Source organism: Corynebacterium mustelae (genome assembly GCF_001020985.1).
In the GTDB taxonomy this organism is placed as follows: domain Bacteria; phylum Actinomycetota; class Actinomycetes; order Mycobacteriales; family Mycobacteriaceae; genus Corynebacterium; species Corynebacterium mustelae.
This window is the reverse complement of sequence record NZ_CP011542.1, coordinates 1,302,298-1,320,359: the sequence shown is the minus strand read 5'-3', so window position 1 is coordinate 1,320,359 and position 18,062 is coordinate 1,302,298. Positions and strand designations below refer to the sequence as shown.

The window sequence follows — 18,062 nt, the reverse complement described above, 5'->3', positions numbered from 1 at the left end:
AACAATTACACTTGAATCCGATGTGTGAAGTACTTTAGCTTCTTCCAAGAAAGAGATTTATATTACTAACTCGCAAAAACCCTTGTTAGAAAACTAACACACAGCCCATTTTGACCCATCGATGTCTGTTAAGGAGTTACAGTGAACACCTTCACCGCTGTGACCGACGCAGTTGGCGGCAGTCTTGGATTATCCGCCCTAGTGGCGTGTATCCCACTAGTGACGTTTTTCATAATGCTCATAGGCGTTAAAGCACGCGCCCATGTTTCTGCCGCAGTAGCGACCCTAGCCGCAATCCTTGTTGCAATTTTCGGCTTTAATATGCCCACCGACCTCGCCCTCATGTCCGCGCTACGCGGTGGCTTATTCGGACTTTTGCCCATCGTTTGGGTAATTGTTATGGCCATCTGGTTCTACCAAATTACGGTAGCCTCCGGCCGTTTTGAAGACCTGCGCCGCACCTTTGACAAACTTGGCGACGGCGATGTGCGTATCCAAGCAATTCTCATCGCTTTCTGTTTCGGTGGTTTGCTTGAAGCTCTCGCTGGTTTCGGCGCGCCAGTTGCTATCACCGCAACTATGATTCTGGCACTTGGTATCAAACCCCTCAAAGCAGCGATCGTTGTCTTGCTTGCCAATACCGCCCCGGTCGCCTTCGGCGCCGTCGCTATCCCAATTACCACTGCTGGTGAAGTCTCCGGCCGCACCGTGGAACAAACCGAAAATATCGCTGCAATCGTCGGCCATCAGGCACCACTGATCGCGGTATTTGTTCCCGCAATCTTGTTGTTCATCCTTGATGGTATGAAGGGTGTCAAAGAAGCCTGGATTCCGGCATTCGTTATTGGTATTTCCTTCGCGATTGCCCAGTGGGCTACGTCCAATTACTTTGCATACCAGCTCACCGACGTCGTGGCTTGTATCGTTTCCCTGGGTGTTGCCTTCGTATTCCTGCGGTTCTGGAACCCAGTCGGCATTGACGAAATGCGCAAGCGCATGGATCTTCCACCAGCGGCAACAGCTGAAGAACTTCCCGCCCGCCGGGTATGGATGGCCCTTATGCCTTACGCTGTCGTGACCGTAATCTTCGGTATTGCTAACCTCGGCTCCACCATTCCGGCATTACTGAAGACCCCCAAGGTATCCTTCGAATGGCCACTCCTTTCTGAGCGTTTGGTCACTGCCTCCGGCGAACCGGTGAAATCGGCCTACACCTTCTTCTTGATTCACAACCCTGGTTCGCTTCTGCTAATTTCTGGCATCATTGTCGCCGTCGTGTACGCGATCTTCAACGAGAATGGCAAGTATTCGCTTTCTGCCGCCCAAGTGGTTAAGGAATTCGGCTCCGTGTGGTACCGCATGCGGTGGTCGGCCGTAACCATCATGTTGGTTTTGGGTTTGGCCTACGTCATGAACTACTCTGGCCAAACCATCGCGATCGGCCAATATGTCGCTTCGCTTGGCGCAATCTACGCATTCCTCGCTCCGACCTTGGGTTGGGTGGGTACTGCAGTAACAGGTTCTGACACCTCGGCTAACGCTTTGTTTGGTAACCTCCAGGTCACCGCAGCTCAGCACGCTGGGCTTAACCCAGACCTGATGCTGGCCGCCAACACGACCGGTGGTGTGGTTGGCAAGATGATCTCACCACAATCCTTGGCTATTGCTGCAACGGCGGTATCTATGGAAGGCAAGGAATCCGATATCTTCAAGGCAGTGGTTGGTTGGTCCTTCCTTCTCCTCTTCGTGGTTTGCTGCCTGGTATTCCTCCAAACCAACGTACTTTCGGTTATGGCACCGGTAGTTCCATAGTTTCCCCCTTCAAAACCCCCAAAGCTGGTCTGTGACTAATCACACTGTGTATAGTCCAGGCCAGTTTTTTCGTGCATTCCAAACCAACTTCACCCAGTTATAAGCAACCGGGAGCTGAAAGTAATTTCGGCTTCGTGGGCGTCAATAAAACTTTGCCCACGTAAACAGACCGAATCCCACATTGCGCTACAATCCGTTGCCTAGGGAGAAGATTTCACCATTTTAGAAACATAAGTGTTTCGGATATACCAGCAGCTAGAAGCTAAGTTTTACGTTTAGCTAAATGAGGGTATCCTAGCTAAAATTTGCACTGTTTTTTGGGTACATTAGAGGACATACCGTGGCGTCTTAGGCCTCTGGAAAGTTTGTGCATGACGATGAAAATGTGGTTTTTATCCGAAAACACAATTCGTCGCAAAGCCACTAACCAAACGCCGCCGCACTCCACAACACAATGTATTTAATTCTCCCACTTAAAAGGAGCTTCGCCTCATGAAAGTAGCGCTCTTTTCCACGTGCATCGGGGATGCAATGTTCCCCGACGCATCTAAGGCAACCGCGCTGATCCTATCCCGCCTGGGATACGAAGTGGTTTTCCCGCAGTCACAAACGTGCTGCGGCCAGATGCATGTCAACACTGGTTACCAAAAGGAAGCAGTGGGACAAATCAAAAACTATGTCGATGCGTTTTCCGATCCATCCATCGACTATGTAGTGTCTCCTTCTGGCTCCTGTGTCGGTGCGGTACGCGAACAACACGAACATGTAGCAAAACGCTACGGCTCCCCCGCCCTAGCAGACGGAGCTGCTAGCTGCGCGAAGAAAACTCTCGACCTGCCGGAGTTTCTCATCGATGTAGCTGGCGTAGAAAACGTGGGCGCATTCTTCCCCCACAAAGTTACCTATCACCCATCGTGCCACGGGCTCAGGTTTATCAAACTCGGCGATCGACCATATCGGTTGCTGCAAAACGTTGAGGGATTAGAGCTTGTCGAACTACCTAATAAGGAAGAGTGCTGTGGTTTTGGCGGCACTTTCTCGTTAAAGAACGCGGAAACCTCGGCCGCCATGGTTTCAGACAAATGCCGCAATATCGAGCTCACCGGTGCCGAATATGTCACCGGTGGTGATTCCTCCTGCCTGATGAATATCGCAGGTTCTCTTTCCCGCCAGCACGTCGGTGTCCGTGCAATTCACCTCGCCGAGATCTTGGCTTCTACCAAGGCACATCCGTGGACCCCAACCTCGGCCGCTTACTCCAAGGAGGCAATGCTATGAGCGTCAACCTCGGAATGCCCACGATGCCACCCCGGGCTTCAGATATTTCCAATCTGCGCGGGGACAAGCCGTTCCCCAAAAACGCACACACTGATCTTAACAACGTCACCCAGCGCCGTAACTTAACTAAAGCCACCACCACCATCCGCAACAAGCGCCAAGCGGTCATTGATGAAATTGACGATTGGGAGGCACTGCGCGAAGCAGGGTCAACGACCAAGCGGTACGTCATGGCCCATCTGCCTGAGCTACTAGAGCAGTTCGAGGCGGCTGTGACCTCCCGCGGCGGTCATGTGCATTGGGCTCGCGACGCCAAAGAGGCAGGCCAGATCGTTACCGAGCTGGTCAAGCAGACCGGCGAAAAGAAGGTTGTCAAGATCAAGTCGATGGCGACTCAGGAAATCGCGCTTAATGAGCAGCTGGAGGCAGAAGGCATCTTCGCCCAGGAAACCGACCTGGCAGAACTGATCGTACAGCTCGGTGATGACAAGCCTTCCCACATTCTGGTTCCTGCGATCCACCGTAACCGTGCGGAGATTCGCAGTATTTTCTTGAAGAAGATGGATCACATTGATGAATCCATCACTTCCGAGCCCGCTGAATTGGCTGAGGCCGCCCGGCTTTACCTGCGGCAGCAATTCATGGAAGCTAAGGTCGCTATTTCGGGAGCCAACTTTGGTATTGCCGAAACTGGGCACGTAACTATCGTGGAATCAGAGGGCAATGGCCGTATGTGTTTGACCTTGCCTGAGACTCTAATCTCAGTGATGGGCATTGAAAAGATCCTGCCAACGTTCCGCGACTATGAAACCTTCCTGCAATTACTACCTAGGTCGTCTACTGGTGAACGGATGAATCCCTACACCTCGTTGTGGTCTGGTGTCACGGAGGGGGACGGCCCGCAGAACTTCCACATCATTCTCCTTGATAACGGTCGTACCGCGGCGATGGCTGATGAAATCGGACGGGAAGCGCTAAAGTGCATTCGTTGTTCGGCTTGTTTGAACGTGTGCCCTGTATATGAACGTGCGGGTGGCCATGCCTATGGTTCTACCTATCCGGGCCCAATCGGTGCAATCTTGACACCTCAGCTGACCGGAATTGACGATTCCCACGATCCAAACGGTTATCTACCGTACGCATCTTCGCTATGTGGTCGATGCAACGAGGTCTGTCCGGTGAAGATTCCGATCACCGACGCGCTTTTGGAATTGCGACATAAGAAGGTTAAAGAATTCAAGCCGAAAATCGAAGGCTCGTTGCTGGGAAGCATGCAGCTTCTGTGGGGCAATTCCAAATTATGGAATACTGCCACCAAGATGGTATTTATGGGGCGGCTGCTTGGCGGTAGAGACGGCAAGATCACTCACCTGCCAAGCTTCCTAGCCGGTTGGACTGATGTGCGTGATACGTCAGTGCCACCGAAGAAATCTTTCCGCCAATGGTTCGATTCCCAAGAAGCGCAGGATTTGCTTGCGCAAGCCCGGGAAGAAGGGTTGCCGGAAAATAACGTCAAAAAGCAAGTCGAGGAGCAGTAATCATGGATGCAAAAACTGAAATGCTCACCCGCATCCGGAATGCCCAGCAATTGTCCAATATGCCAAGCGATGTAGAGATCTCGCGGGAATACAACATGGACAAGACCGCTGAATTTTCCAGAGATGAACTCAAGGAAGTTCTCGTCGACCGGCTATTGGATTACAAGGCTATCGTCCACGAAGTCACTGAAGAAAAACTGGGAGAGAAAATCGCCGAGATTCTTCACGACCGCGCAGCCAAGGAGATTCGCTATGCGGAGGGGCTCGATAAGGCGCTTTTCGACACCTTTAACGGCACTGCCACTCCCGATGATCGTAGTTCCGATCCCCGCCTGCTTAACGACGTCGATGCGGTTGTTACAGACTCGCACGTAAGTTCAGCCCAAACTGGAACCATCTGTTTGGAATCCAATCCGGTCTGCGGTCGTCGAGCCCTTACCTTGGTGCCTGATTGCCACGTAGTTATCGTGCGCATGGACAACGTGGTTTATGGTGTGCCCGAAATGATCGGTCGCTTGGGGCAAGAGAAGCCAATCACCATGATTTCTGGTCCGTCGGCAACCTCCGACATTGAGCTCAACCGGGTTGAAGGTGTGCACGGTCCCCGCACGCTGATCTGTGTCATTGTCGACTAGTTACTAAATTGTAATGCTCCTTTGTGTCTACAAAGGAGCATTTTCCACATATAGAGAAATAAAAATACTAATATTTTTTGCCGAGCCGTTTGAAATGTCCTCATATATCAAGGAGCTTTGCTACTTTATGCATTCTTTTTCAAAGATGCTCGCGTCGATAGTCACCGTAGCTACAACAATCGGACTGTGTACGAGCATTCCAGCTCACGCGAATACACCAGCGATAACTTGGGAGAAATGCCCTAAGACAGTAACCCGCCCTGGTGCAGCCTGTGGTCGGATTGAAGTACCCCGCGACTATTCAGACCCGAATGGCGTAAAAATATCCATCGGTTTTATCCAACATACAGCCAAAGCTGCACGCGACACGGTTTTTCTCAATCCAGGCGGTCCAGGTGGCGGTGTGTATGACCTAGTGGGTAATGCCGATCTCGTAAACTTTCCAACAGAATTTTTGGAAAACTTCACCATTGTAGGTGTACAGCCCCGTGGCATGCTCGGTTCCACTCCCCTAACCTGTGATGACGACGCAGAGGTTGATTTCTTCCAAATCTTCTCCAACGCCGGTGGGCAGTTACGTGCCGCTTGTGAAAGAACACAACCTGGATATTTTCCCCACATAACCACCGAAAACACAGCACGTGATTGGGAAGAGGTACGAAAAGCACTGAAAAGAGAAACCATTTCGATCTACGGCGCGTCATACGGAACGTTGTTGGCATCGACATATGCAACGCTATTCCCACATCACACTAATAAGGTAGTACTCGATTCTGGACTGGATCACACCAAAAAGTGGACTGATTCTTCCAAGAAGCAAGAATCTGGCTTCATCCGAGCCTTACACGAATTTTTCGGTTGGGCGGCAATCAATGACGATAAATTCCACTTAGGCGCTACGCCTTACGCTGTGTACACAACATGGGCAGAAGCTATTGAACGTCAATCTGGCGTCTGGCCCTCGGTGGTACCACCCCGTGCCACCGAAGCGGATCTACCACCACAAGCGAAAAACTTGGGGCAACCAGCCGTTGATGCTATGAACAACACGGCGGTTGCGCGTGCAGAAGCGAAAAACTTAAGTGCCACTGTGGTATCAGCTGGTTCGAAGCGTAAGGAACCAGCGCTGTTAATCCAGACACATGCCTTGCTTCCGGCGCCAGCAAAATGGCGAGACATAGTGGAATTCATCCAAAATCCTGATTTAGCCCAACACGAGTTGACGGAATTGAAAGAACGGTTGACCCACGATGAAGAATCTCAGACAGCATCCAAGGCAGCAATAATAGTAAACCAAAACATCTTATGTAATGAAGCCTTGCAACCTTGGGATCGCAGCCTATTTCTCCGCGCAGCCTGGACCAATCTAGTTCTTGAGGATCCGTTCTCTGGGCCGCCGCTAGCCAGCGCTTGGGGTTTTACTTGCAACGGCGCTCCACCGATTACCCAAGGCATAGCCTTAGATGGTTCAAAGCTAGCTACTCGGCCATTGCAAATTCAAGGAACTAGTGACCCCCAGACTGCATTTGAGAATTCGCTGGAAATGCGTGAGAACATGAATACCCAGTTCGTTACAGTCCACGGCCCGGGTCATGGCCACTTCAGTTCTGGAAATACCGCTGTAGATCGACTGATACTGGATTATCTTTACAACGGTACGGTGTCTGTCTCCGATGCACCTGGATTTTTTGAGCAATAGTTTCCTTCGATTGTATTCCCAAACGTCTCTCTATTTATTAGGGTAGATGACGAGCCGTTTTTTACTTCAGACGTCAAAAGGAGCACTTCTTATCGTGCAACTGAAACTTCCAAAGTTACTTTCACTACTTGCTGCCACTTCTATTGCTGCAAGCGCGGTAGCGGTAACCATCCCCCATGCAGCGGCGCAACACAAGCCAGCAATTGCCTGGGAGGACTGTCCAACAACGGTGGAACGACCCGGTGCCCGCTGTGGCCGTGTTGAAGTGCCACAAGATTACGGCAACCCACAAGGGAAAAAGATCTCCGTCGGCTTTATTCAATTTAAAGCCACCAACGGTGCCAAAGACACGATTTTCACCAACCCCGGTGGGCCTGGCGGTGATGTCTACGGTTGGCTGGGCACCTCCGAAATCGCAGAGTTCCCTGCCGAACTTTACGCCAACTATGACATTATTGGCGTCCAGCCTCGCGGACTCGACGGTTCCACCCCACTGGAATGCCCAGATATTTCGAAACTCGGCCCCATTGAACAGATATTCCAGTCCGGCACGGCGGTGAGGAAAGCCTGCGAATCAAGCCACCCGGGCTACCCAGCCCAGATCACAACTGAAAACACCGCACGCGACTGGGACGAAGTCCGAAAAGCCCTTGGTAGAGACTCCATCTCCATCTATGGGCTGTCCTACGGCACGTTGCTTGGTTCTACATACGCCACGTTATTTCCGGAGCGCACTAATAAAGTGGTGCTGGACTCAGGTTTGAATGCGTCTAATCAATGGAGCCATGTCATTGCAAGCCAAGAAGCAGGATTTAACACCGCACTGCAAGAGTTTTTCAACTGGGCTGCACTTAACGATGACAAATTCCATTTGGGTGCTACACCATACGCGGTGTATACCAAGTGGGCGCAAGCCATACAGTCCCAATCTGGTGTCTGGCCGTCCGTTACCCCACCTAAGGCAACCGCTGCTGACGTCCCTCCGCATTCTTCCGGGGCTGGCCAAGCCGCAGTAGACATTATCAACGGCACCGAGCCCGCGAATGCCCACGCCAAAAACCTCGGTAGCCAATTAGTTGCCGGTGGAAGAAAACAATCAGATTCGTCAGTGCTTGGCTACACCTATTCCAGACTTCCAATGCCACGTTTTTGGGAATCAATCGTGGAAACCATCCATAACCCAGAGCTTGCTACCCAAAGGCTAGTGCCACATGAACCGACAGAGGAAGAAATCAATGCTTTCTTGCACGCGAACAATATGCGCGTGACCATCATGTGTAACGAGGCACAAAGCCCGTGGAATCCACAGGATGCACCACGTGCACTGTGGACCAACTTCGTTATTGCGGATATTATCCAAGCTGGCCCCTCCCTGTTTAATTCAGGTTTAGTCTGCAATGGTGCAGGTTCAATCACCAAGGGTGTGCCTTTTAACGGTTCAGCGTTAAAAACCCGACCGCTACAAATTCAAGCCACCCGCGACCCACAAACACCATATGGTGATTTCTGGGAAATGCAAAAATCCATGAATTCCCATCTGGTAACCGTGAATGGGCCGGGGCATTCACACTTCGGGGTTGGCAACAAAGCTGTCGATAAAGTCGTTCTAGACTACTTCCGAACTGGCAGTGTCACCACCTCTGAGCTGCCTGGATTCTTCGGGTAACCCCCATGCACCCACCGAGTTCGATTTTTGGTTCGGTGGGTGCTAATATTTCAAAGCGTTGCACAGCGCAGCTTGTCTCCGTAGCTCAGTGGATTAGAGCATTGGTTTCCGGTACCAAAGGTCGCAGGTTCGAATCCTGTCGGGGACACTTTTGTCATCAGTCGAGACATAGATGGCACAACCGGTGATGTGTGTTCTGAAATAGGAACACGCATCACCGGTTTTTCTTTTGTTAGTGAAGCTCACATTCGTCTAGGCGCATCCTGACAAGCGATATGTGCATTAAAACACGCAACCGTGGTCAAGTTTGCAGACCTGCGATTGGGGGGGATTCTTTGGGAGGAAACCTGAGGAGCCTGTGAAATATGGCTAAACCCCGTCGTGGCAGTCACGACGGGGCTTTACACTTTACGACGACATTTGGTAGCGGTTAACCCTCGGGCATAATGATCCACGCCGCTAGGTAGGCCAGCACCTGAGGCCCTGGTAAAAACATTGATAGCAGGAAGAGAACGCGGAGCAGGGTTACATTCCACCCGTAAGTTTCTGCGATTCCACCGAATACTCCGCCAACGAGGCGAGTGCTGATTGAGCGGTGCAGTGGGCGCTGCGCAAAAGGTTGTGGATTGAATGGTTGAGACATGATGCAAAGCCTTTCTGTTGTCTAACGGGATTAACTAACACCCATTGTGGTTTCAAAGGCTTCAGCCTGCATCAGGGACTCCCCTGATATTCACCCTGATTTACTCGTTTCGGGGGCGACCAACCGGTTGCTCAAGAATGTTTTGAAGAAACTCAGCTACAGGTTCTTTAAGTTCATTATTGAGGCTATCGAAAACGATCTCGCGTACTGATTCGACATGGAACGGGGCAGCTTCCCTAATCCGGCGTTCACCTTCCTCAGTCAATTCGATGATAATACCGCGGGCATCACCGATGCACCGCTGCTTGGTCACCAATCCACGTTTTTCCATGCGCGTGACTTGGTGGGACGTGCGGCTGCGGTCCCAATCTAGGTCAGCGCAAAGATCACGCAACCGAATCTCTTTGTCTGGACTTTCAGACAGGCAAACCAGAACTGCAAATTCTGAGGTGGTCAGCCCAGCACCATCTTGAAGAATGTTTTCAATGTGGTGTTCCACTTTTCTAATAGCAGCAAGCATAAGCCGCCAAAATTGCTGTTCGTCATCAGTAAGCCATCGCGGAGTAGTCATGGATCTATATTAAACAGTACTTTCACTAATTGTTTACAATTACCTGCAAATTCTTGGCAAATACATAGGAAAATAGAAGAAAAGTATCTTTTAACCCTTCTTTTATTTATTAAATATCTCCCAAAAATATTCAATAAAAACCGAAAAATTCACGTCTCAGTGTGGCAGCGCTGCCAAAGTTTCAACATCAACAAAATTGTTTCACATTATCAGCCAACATGCCATCCCCTCCACCCCTTACCAAACAAAAACATAACCATAATGTTATATTTTGGATATCGTACAACCGGATTCTTGCCGATCACGCGATCCAAAAAATGTAACCGACCACAGCGCGCATTTGGCTAGTTATTGTCAGAAAAACTTCCCGCGCACAACCTACCTTGTTCACATGAATGTGCGCAGCTGCTTAGAACTATCGCGGTATGGAAGATAATAATTTTCTAAAAATTCATCTGATCGACTCCAGTACCGCCTTCATGGTTATTCGTTTTCCATCAGACCATGCATTGGCTTTTCCACCCGGCTCGCTACACTGGCGTATCTTTGTGGCACACAAGTGAATACGAAAATTTGTTGCTGTTGCCCAACATCATTGAATACTGCGCCCATAGATAAAAGTCGACTTGGATCGGTAGAACCTAATACGTCGTCAAAGAAAACCGGAACGCGATCCGCGGACACTAGTGAAGCAACAGCTAATCTAGTAAGGATCGCCAATTGTTCCTGGGCGCCACCGGATAAAGATTCCACGCTGACTTTTTCATCGTTTTTTATCCTGCTCGTTACTTCCAACGCCTCAGAAAGCTCAAAACTAACATCAGAGCCAAATACTGGTTTAGCTAATCTGGTGAGTTCTTGTGTAAAAGGAGCGCTGTAGCGCGCATGTGCTTGTTTTTGGTGACGCAAAAGAGTCTCATACAGTAATTTCGCTGCTGCGGCGCGCGCCTGCACTGTGGCTTCTTTTCGCTCGGCAGCGATTTCCGCAGCCATGGCAAGATCGCATTCCTCGGCCGCACCTGCAAACGCCTCGATATAGCTGCGATGCGCTGCGATAGTTGTCTCCGCTTGCCGGATGCGGTCTTCAACATCAGCAAGTTGTGCGGACGCTGCCTCCGCCAATTGCCGCTTTAGCTCTGGCGCTAGTTGTTCCAGCTCTGATTCCATCTTAGCTAGCTCATTTTCACGCTCTTGAGTGGCACTTTTATGTTTGCGATATTCGATGTCTAACGCTTCCAGGGGAGTTTCCGACTCAACAGCAGCCATCACTTGTTTTTCCCGATTCAGCTGGTCACATGCTTCGTCGAAAAGCGTGCGCGTGGCTATAAAATCCGTTTCGGCGGGTCGTCGCGCCAAAACTTCGTAGACTGCGACGGCTTCGTCGCGTGCGGCAATAGCATTATCTAGAGCAGATGCTGCCTGTGCTAATTGCTCGGCAGCCTCCGTAACGCTTAGCTCAACGTCAGGGGCTGGTTTTGCCAATTCTTGCCGAATTTCTAACTCTGACTGTTCCCCCACAATAACGTGGCGTTGTGTGATTAATAATTTGCGTTCGGTCTGGCTAGCAGTATAACGCTCCAGTGCAGATTGGGCTTGAGCAGCGGAATCAAAACCATATTCAGATTGCAGGGTTTTTAGGTTCTCTTGTGCAGCCGCCAATTGCTCTATAACACCAACTATCCCTATTCCCGGGTTGATGATTATAGAAATGTCCTCGACAGTGATTTCTGTCTCTGCTTCCAAAGATAGAGTCTCTGGCTCAACGGATATCGCAGTTTCCTCTCCATTAATACAGATCGTCCGGGGAGTTTCGGAATGGAAAGTTACCGAGGGGCTATGCACAGCCAACGCTTGTTCGGTGGCCCTGACCGCCAGTTCCGCCTCGCTAAAGGCAGTTACGGCCTCCGCCGAAACCTCCGAGACCGCAGCGAGTTCCTCGATCCGCCGATCAATGTCATCTAATTGCTCTATGAGCAACCGATGCTCCGATCTGCGGTCGGCACGCTGCGCTTCTTGCATCACAGTCACCGCAGATCGGTGTGCTGTATGGGCCATAGTTACCGCTGTCTCGCAGTCATCGCGTTGTAACTTCAACCGATCAAGATTGTGTTTTTCTATGGTCGCTGCATCTTCGTGCTGTTGCAGCGTTTCTCGCAAACTTAGGACCCTCGCCTCAAGTTGGGTGACTAATTCCAATCGCTCGCGCCGCTGATCGCGTTTGGCGCTCACCGCTTCACATTGCGCATGACTAATCTGGTACTCCCGACGTTTAAGTTCAACCTTCTTTTCCGCGTTGTGGGCTAGCTCCCATTCGGCCTGAAGCTTTTCGTATTGCGCGATCACCATCGGTAGCTCCAGCTGCGCATGATCCTTGTCAGCTGTGATTTGCTCAACTAAGTCGACGCGTTGTTGAAGCGATGCACGCTTTGTTTCTGCTTCTCGACGCCGTAACCGCGCCGTTTCTAAGGCAGCCACATGATCTTTGAGATACTTAGTGGGTGCGCCAGTACGTTTGGAAAAATACCGCTCATATTCTGCGGTGACTCGATGCATCAGCTCGGTAGATTCTGTTTCTCCAACAAAACTATCTTCAGATTGGTCTAGCGCAGATTTCAACGCCGAAATGCCCACCAACTCCATTGCCGGTGTGAGTTTTCCTTGTTTGTTAAATAATGTCTCGAATAGTTGGTGGTCTAGGTGGTCGTCTAGTAATTGCTGCAAACGTTGTTCCGCTTCAGCTCCTGTGAAACTACCGTTTCCGTAGTCGGCACCGGCGACCGTCACAACAGCCATCGGACTTTTTAACCATTGTTTTTCCAGTTCGCATCTAATCTGGCCGAATACCAAGCCAAGCTTGACTCGTGGTCCTATGTCTTTGCCAATTGGCTGGCTGGCTTTCACCGCCGCCGCTTTGGAATTGTGCTTGCTAAATAATGCCTGATGTAAGGCATCAAGCACCGTGGATTTTCCTTTCTCATTCTCCCCCGATATGACTAAAACCCCGCGATCGGGAATGTTGTGCCATGTGAATTGAGAGATTGATTTGTAGTTCTCAATTTCGATGAACGTGATTTTCATTTCTTCCCCGATCGTTGCAAATGAAAAAGCAAAGCCAAGGCATCCTCCGCCGCTGGATGAGTAGAGTCAGAAAGCTCTGAAAGTGCTTTCTGGGCGAAGCCAGAAAATCCCATGTCAGCTATCTCGTCTTCTGTTGGGGTTGTAGTCAAATCCATCGTGCGACTCCGCGGGTACAGATTGGCAAACAGCGGCTTCAATTGGGAAATCTCCGACTCTAAGTAGGCTCGCGTGGTCATGTCAACGGTGCCTCGCAGCGCATATTTCACAACAGTTTCGTCTTTGCGCGGATATTTTTTTAAGGTTGTTATGAATTCCTCAATGTCGTGAGGAGAGGAAACTTCCATAAAAAGTGCTTCAAACCGCCACCGGCCAATCTGAACCGGTGTCACCTCGACGGTAGCTTGTGCGGCTGCAGTCTTAGTTATGTTCACAACCAGTGCGTTGCCGGAGTCGATTTCTCCGCCACCCGCTGGGAGTTCTTTAAAATCCGTCACTTCTGGCGACCCGGAATACCAGATTGCCCCGGTTGGGCCCACCTGCATTGTCGAATGGGTATCGCCCAACGCCACATAGTCGATCGCCCCAGCGGCTACCAGCTTATTGAGGGAATCCAAGCCAATCAGCTCCGGCATGATGTCATTGCCTCGGTTTTCTGTTTGCCCATGCGCAACGACCACCCGGATGGTAGAACTCGGCTCAAGTTGTCTGGTAGCTTCTGCTACCAGGTCGCGACTGGGTTTTTTACTGAGCCACGGCACGCCGATGAGTTCGATGCCTGCGGCGTCTATAGGCTCAGCGGTATCAAAAACATGGATATTTCCGGCTGTGGCAGCCTGGTAAAAGACACTGTCTGCTGTTAACGGATCATGATTTCCGGGAAGTAGATACACCGGAACTGGTAACTGCCGCAGCTCTTCAATCGCACGATTAAGGGTTGTGGGAGAAATAGCGTTGTGCTCAAAAACATCTCCCGCAACAACAATAAAGGCACAGTCGTGTTTCTGCGCGACTTCCCCCAACCTGGTGATCGCAGTTTTTCGAGCAGCCTCGAAACGCGCTTGTGCATCTTCGGTATCTTTCAGAAACCACCGAGTCATTCCGATCTGTAAGTCGGATGTGTGAAGAAAACGAATATTAGCCACGATGATGTATTAATCCTCCCGAGTGAGGTAATCGTACATGTCTTCAATGTCGCTGACTGCACGAAGCTCGTCAATGCTGGTGTAAGAGATTTGGCGCATCGCTTGGTGCAACAGTTGCAGATCGGAATCGTCAAGCGCAGGTTGGATACGTGGATGTGGCAATTTCGGTAATTCACCGCCCTGCCAGAACCACTCTGGGCTCATGGTTGCCTGTCGCTCAGAAAGCTCTTTAGCGCGAAGCATCACCGCTTGTTCCACGTCAAGTAAATTCAAGTCACGCAATTGGAACGCCAGATTGGGGTTGTCTTTACACGCGGCTATCGCCGCATAAAGTGTGGCAATGGAATGCTTACAAACAACACTGGGATCAGGACAATCACAATGAAAACGCACATCACCATGTGATTCGGCGAATAGCTGCCCCAACGATTGCGGTGTAAGCTCACCACTTCGTGCCTGCATTATCCCATTAGGTGTAGCCGCAATCTCAGTTATCAATTCCGAAACATCGTCCTTCGACCGATATGGAAAAGCAATATCCACCTGAAATGGTTCCGGTCCAGAACCAACAACTTCCGCCGTGATCCTGGCGTTCGCGAGGCCCAGATTTAAGACACGTCCGTCGCGGAAATACTTTTCGCCGCGAGATATACGTGCCCTATCCGATCGCTTTTCGACGAGTTCCTGTAGCCAAGTCTCACTAGAGTTAGAGCGTGCTTGGGTACTTTTACGTCTTTTCACCTCGGGCTCAGGTGATACTGCATGTCGGTTTGCTCCGAAATTGGCGTAGATTACATTGCCAATCTTTGGGTGCTTCGGTTTCTCCGCCATTTATTCCATCTCCCGATAGCTAAGCAAGGTGGCAAGTTCGTCGTCGGAAAGCTCAGTTAACCAGCCTTCTCCTTGGGTCACCATGGTTGAAGCCAGTTGCGTCTTTCCGGCAATAATTTCTTCAATCCGTTCCTCCAACGTACCGGCCGTGATGATCTTGTACACGAATACATTTTTATCCTGACCGATCCGATACGCCCGGTCTGTTGCTTGGTTTTCTACCGCAGGATTCCACCACCTATCCATATGAATAACGACGCTTGCCGCGGTCAGATTCAACCCCGTGCCGCCAGCTTTGAGCGACAACACCATAGCGGGCGGACCGGATGGGGATTGGAAATCCGTCACCATCGCGTCACGCTGTGACTGGGGTACGCCACCATGCAAGAACGGGATGGCGACACCATAATTATCTGATAAATAAGGAACCAATAGATCACCGAAGGCTTTGTACTGGGTAAAAATTAACACCTTCTCGTTGTTTTCCCTCGCTATGGCGATCAAATCCATTAATTCAGCAACCTTGCCGGAACGGTGTCGGCTTTTCACCACCACCGGGGAACCGTCGTTAAGAAAATGCGCGGGGTGATTACAGATCTGTTTAATCTTCGTTAATGAAGCCAGGACCAACCCCTTGCGTCCCATGCCGCGCGCCTGCGTAAGCTTTGATTGCAGGTCCGACACGAAAGCCTTATACAACGCTGCCTGTTCGGTCGTCATATCCACAGTGATCACAGTCTCGGTCTTCTCGGGTAAATCGGCGATCACACTAGGATCAGATTTAAGTCGACGCAAAATAAACGGTGCCGTCAAATTACGCAACTGCGCAGTTTTTACCTCATCACCAGTGACTTCAATGGCTTTGGAAAAGTGATTTTTAAAAAATGACACTGAGCCCAAAATCCCAGGATTACAAAAATCCAAAATTGCGCGTAATTCCAACAACCGGTTTTCCACTGGCGTTCCGGTCAAAGCTATCCGATGCGAGGCAGGCAACGCCCGAACCGCACGGGAAATCTTCGTACTCGAATTTTTAATATGCTGCGCCTCATCAATAGTGACCCGATGCCAGAAAACCCGCGACAATAGCGTTACATCACGGGAAACAGTGCCGAAGGAAGTTATTACGATGTCGCTATCACTAACCTCGGAGATAAACGCATCGCCTTTCTTACGGCTCGGCCCATGATGTACTTTTACCCGCAACGTGGGAACAAACCGGCTCGCTTCCCGCGCCCAGTTCCCCACCACCGAAGTAGGAACCACAACCAAGCTAGGCACACTGGCAAGCTTTTCGGCCCGATCAACCGCCTCCAGACTTAACAGCTGCAAAGTCTTACCCAACCCCATGTCGTCGGCAAGCACTGCACCCAACTTCTGCCGAAACATCCAATGTAACCAATCCACACCTCGACGCTGATATTCCCGCAACTCTGCGTGAACCGTACCTGGAATATCCACCCGCTGCGGGGCGGGCAAATCCTGAAAACTGCCCCCAATCAGGCCGACATGCCACTGATTCCCGTGATATTCGACAATTTCATCCAATGCTGACCGCATTGACAATTCCCGCAACTCTGCAACACTAATCTGGCCCACCGAAACATCTTCAGTAGCCAAACGCTGCTCCAACTGCGCAATCACCGACGCCATTTGCGCAGTATCCTCCCCTCGGGCCGCTGCTAGCTGCATACGCATTTTCCAAGTCTCAATCTGCTGCGAAATATGGCTTTTCGACGATTTCACCAACTCGTCCATGTACTGTGCAATCGATCGAATCGCCGCACTATCAGCCATCACCCAATCGCCACGCAGATTAATCAAACCAGATTTGGAAGCCACCAGATCATTCATCTCTGCTTCCGACAATTCCACATCACCAATGGATACTCGCCAATCAAAGTCAATGATCTGCTCCAAACCCACCTTCGGTTGCCCAACAGTCTCATTCGACTCATGAACATGAAGCCTAGCCTTCGTATCCTGCTTACTCCACGCTTTAGGCAGCAAAACCGTAAACCCGCTATCGCGCAGTCGTGGAACATCCTCAGAAATAAACGCCACCAATTCATCCGTCGACAGATACACATCCCACTCGCCAACAACACTTCCTCGCGAAACCACCCCCATCATTGGAGACACCCGCCCCGGATGAGTAGGCGATAACTCGCGATCCGAATCCAACAGCCGCGATACAAAAATTGCCTCCCGGCGCAGCGCAGCCAACCGGTTCACCGTCGCCCGATCAAACAAACCGATCTTCACCGGAATAGGTGCATCAACCCCCGAACGCACCCTAACCCGCACCGGCCACACACTCCCCTGCGACCCGACCTCCACATCATCAACAGAACCAGGCTCTTCCACCACAAAAACCAGCTGCACATCCACCGCTGTAATCGAGTCCCGCCACCGATTAAGCGCTGACACCAAATTCGCGCTACCCCGCCGCAACGGCTTCGAAGACAAAAGCGCCTCAGAAAACTCATGCCACGGCGTTGGCCGCCCCGAATCAAACAAATCCCTAAGCAGCGAATTCGCAATCCAATGCGGCAGCTCCTCAACGATATCCTCAGCCACCGACAACCCACCATTACGCACCAAAACACCCGGTGCAGCGTGCATCATCTGCGCAATCCACCCACGTTCCCCAAGCCCCGCCGCCAATTGCCACATCGGAAACCACTTTCGATCCGAATACGACAACTTCACCACGACCCGACCAGCCGCAATAAACTCGCGCAACCCGGCAAACATATGCCCAAGCCACACCAAATCCGCACCCAAACCAGATGCCCCACCCGCCCCAGCAACGACAGCCAGAACTTGAACCGCTTGCTCAGGCGCAAACGCAACTGTAGGAACTGGCAGCCGAACCTCCCGCCCCTTTGGGGTCATCAAAAGCATATCCACCCGATGCACAAACCGCTTACCTTGAATCAACGACTCCACAGCCGGAGGAAACACCCCCAAAGGAACATCAGCCCCAGAAACAATCTTATGGCCCTCCACTTGCTCAACCCACAAATGCAGACCAGATTGCTTCAGCCAAAGGCCATGAAGAATGTGCGACGTCATGTCTACTGTTCTACCAGGAGACCCTGACACCAAAGAAACACACTTTCGACGAAACCCCAAAAGCTGCAGCCACAGTGTAATCTGGACGAAA

12 protein-coding genes and 1 tRNA gene are annotated in these 18,062 nt (G+C 50.9%); 7 read left to right on the top strand and 6 right to left on the bottom strand.

From position 1 onward, the window contains the following. Positions 1–141 precede the first annotated feature (141 nt). The 7 genes from CMUST_RS06170 to CMUST_RS06140 all read left to right on the top strand — a co-directional run bounded on the left by CMUST_RS06170 (position 142) and on the right by CMUST_RS06140 (position 8,776). Positions 142–1,812 carry an L-lactate permease gene (locus CMUST_RS06170; RefSeq protein ID WP_047261775.1) on the top strand — a complete coding sequence of 557 codons (1,671 nt, stop codon included), beginning with the start codon at positions 142–144 and terminating at the stop codon, positions 1,810–1,812. Positions 1,813–2,304: 492 nt separating this feature from the next. After that, a complete protein-coding gene (locus tag CMUST_RS06165) occupies positions 2,305–3,090 on the top strand; it encodes a (Fe-S)-binding protein (RefSeq protein ID WP_047261774.1) in 786 nt (261 codons plus the stop codon). Further along, a complete protein-coding gene (locus CMUST_RS06160; protein WP_047261773.1) occupies positions 3,087–4,628 on the top strand; it encodes a LutB/LldF family L-lactate oxidation iron-sulfur protein in 1,542 nt (513 codons plus the stop codon). Before CMUST_RS06165 ends, CMUST_RS06160 begins: the two co-directional genes overlap by 4 nt. Positions 4,629–4,630: 2 nt before the next feature. After that, complete coding sequence (locus CMUST_RS06155) at positions 4,631–5,263, top strand: LutC/YkgG family protein (RefSeq protein ID WP_047261772.1); 633 nt, start codon at positions 4,631–4,633, stop codon at positions 5,261–5,263. 127 nt (positions 5,264–5,390) lie between these two features. Beyond that, entirely contained in the window at positions 5,391–6,962 is a 1,572-nt protein-coding gene (locus CMUST_RS06150; protein ID WP_047261771.1) for an alpha/beta fold hydrolase, read from the top strand. 94 nt (positions 6,963–7,056) lie between these two features. Then, a complete protein-coding gene (locus CMUST_RS06145; RefSeq protein ID WP_158408201.1) occupies positions 7,057–8,628 on the top strand; it encodes an alpha/beta fold hydrolase in 1,572 nt (523 codons plus the stop codon). A 74-nt stretch (positions 8,629–8,702) separates the two neighbouring features. Beyond that, a tRNA-Arg gene (locus CMUST_RS06140) sits at positions 8,703–8,776 on the top strand. 282 nt (positions 8,777–9,058) lie between these two features. Here the strand turns inward: CMUST_RS06140 and CMUST_RS06135 are convergent. The 6 genes from CMUST_RS06135 to CMUST_RS06110 all read right to left on the bottom strand — a co-directional run bounded on the left by CMUST_RS06135 (position 9,059) and on the right by CMUST_RS06110 (position 17,971). Continuing rightward, positions 9,059–9,271, bottom strand: coding sequence for a PspC domain-containing protein (locus tag CMUST_RS06135; RefSeq protein ID WP_047261770.1), 213 nt, complete (start codon positions 9,269–9,271; stop codon positions 9,059–9,061). 100 nt (positions 9,272–9,371) lie between these two features. Continuing rightward, the gene (locus tag CMUST_RS06130) at positions 9,372–9,842 is read right to left on the bottom strand and encodes a MarR family winged helix-turn-helix transcriptional regulator (protein WP_047261769.1); all 471 of its coding nucleotides are present in this window, start codon (positions 9,840–9,842) and stop codon (positions 9,372–9,374) included. A 483-nt stretch (positions 9,843–10,325) separates the two neighbouring features. Further along, positions 10,326–12,920, bottom strand: a complete 2,595-nt coding sequence (locus CMUST_RS06125) for an ATP-binding protein (protein WP_047261768.1) — start codon at positions 12,918–12,920, stop codon at positions 10,326–10,328. Further along, positions 12,917–14,062, bottom strand: coding sequence for a metallophosphoesterase family protein (locus CMUST_RS06120; protein WP_083987434.1), 1,146 nt, complete (start codon positions 14,060–14,062; stop codon positions 12,917–12,919). The genes CMUST_RS06125 and CMUST_RS06120 overlap by 4 nt, the downstream gene beginning before the upstream one ends. Positions 14,063–14,071: 9 nt before the next feature. Continuing rightward, positions 14,072–14,893 (bottom strand): SWIM zinc finger family protein, encoded by an 822-nt coding sequence (locus tag CMUST_RS06115; protein ID WP_047261767.1) that lies wholly within the window; start codon positions 14,891–14,893, stop codon positions 14,072–14,074. After that, entirely contained in the window at positions 14,894–17,971 is a 3,078-nt protein-coding gene (locus CMUST_RS06110) for a DEAD/DEAH box helicase (RefSeq protein ID WP_047261766.1), read from the bottom strand. It lies immediately after the preceding gene. Positions 17,972–18,062 lie beyond the last annotated feature (91 nt).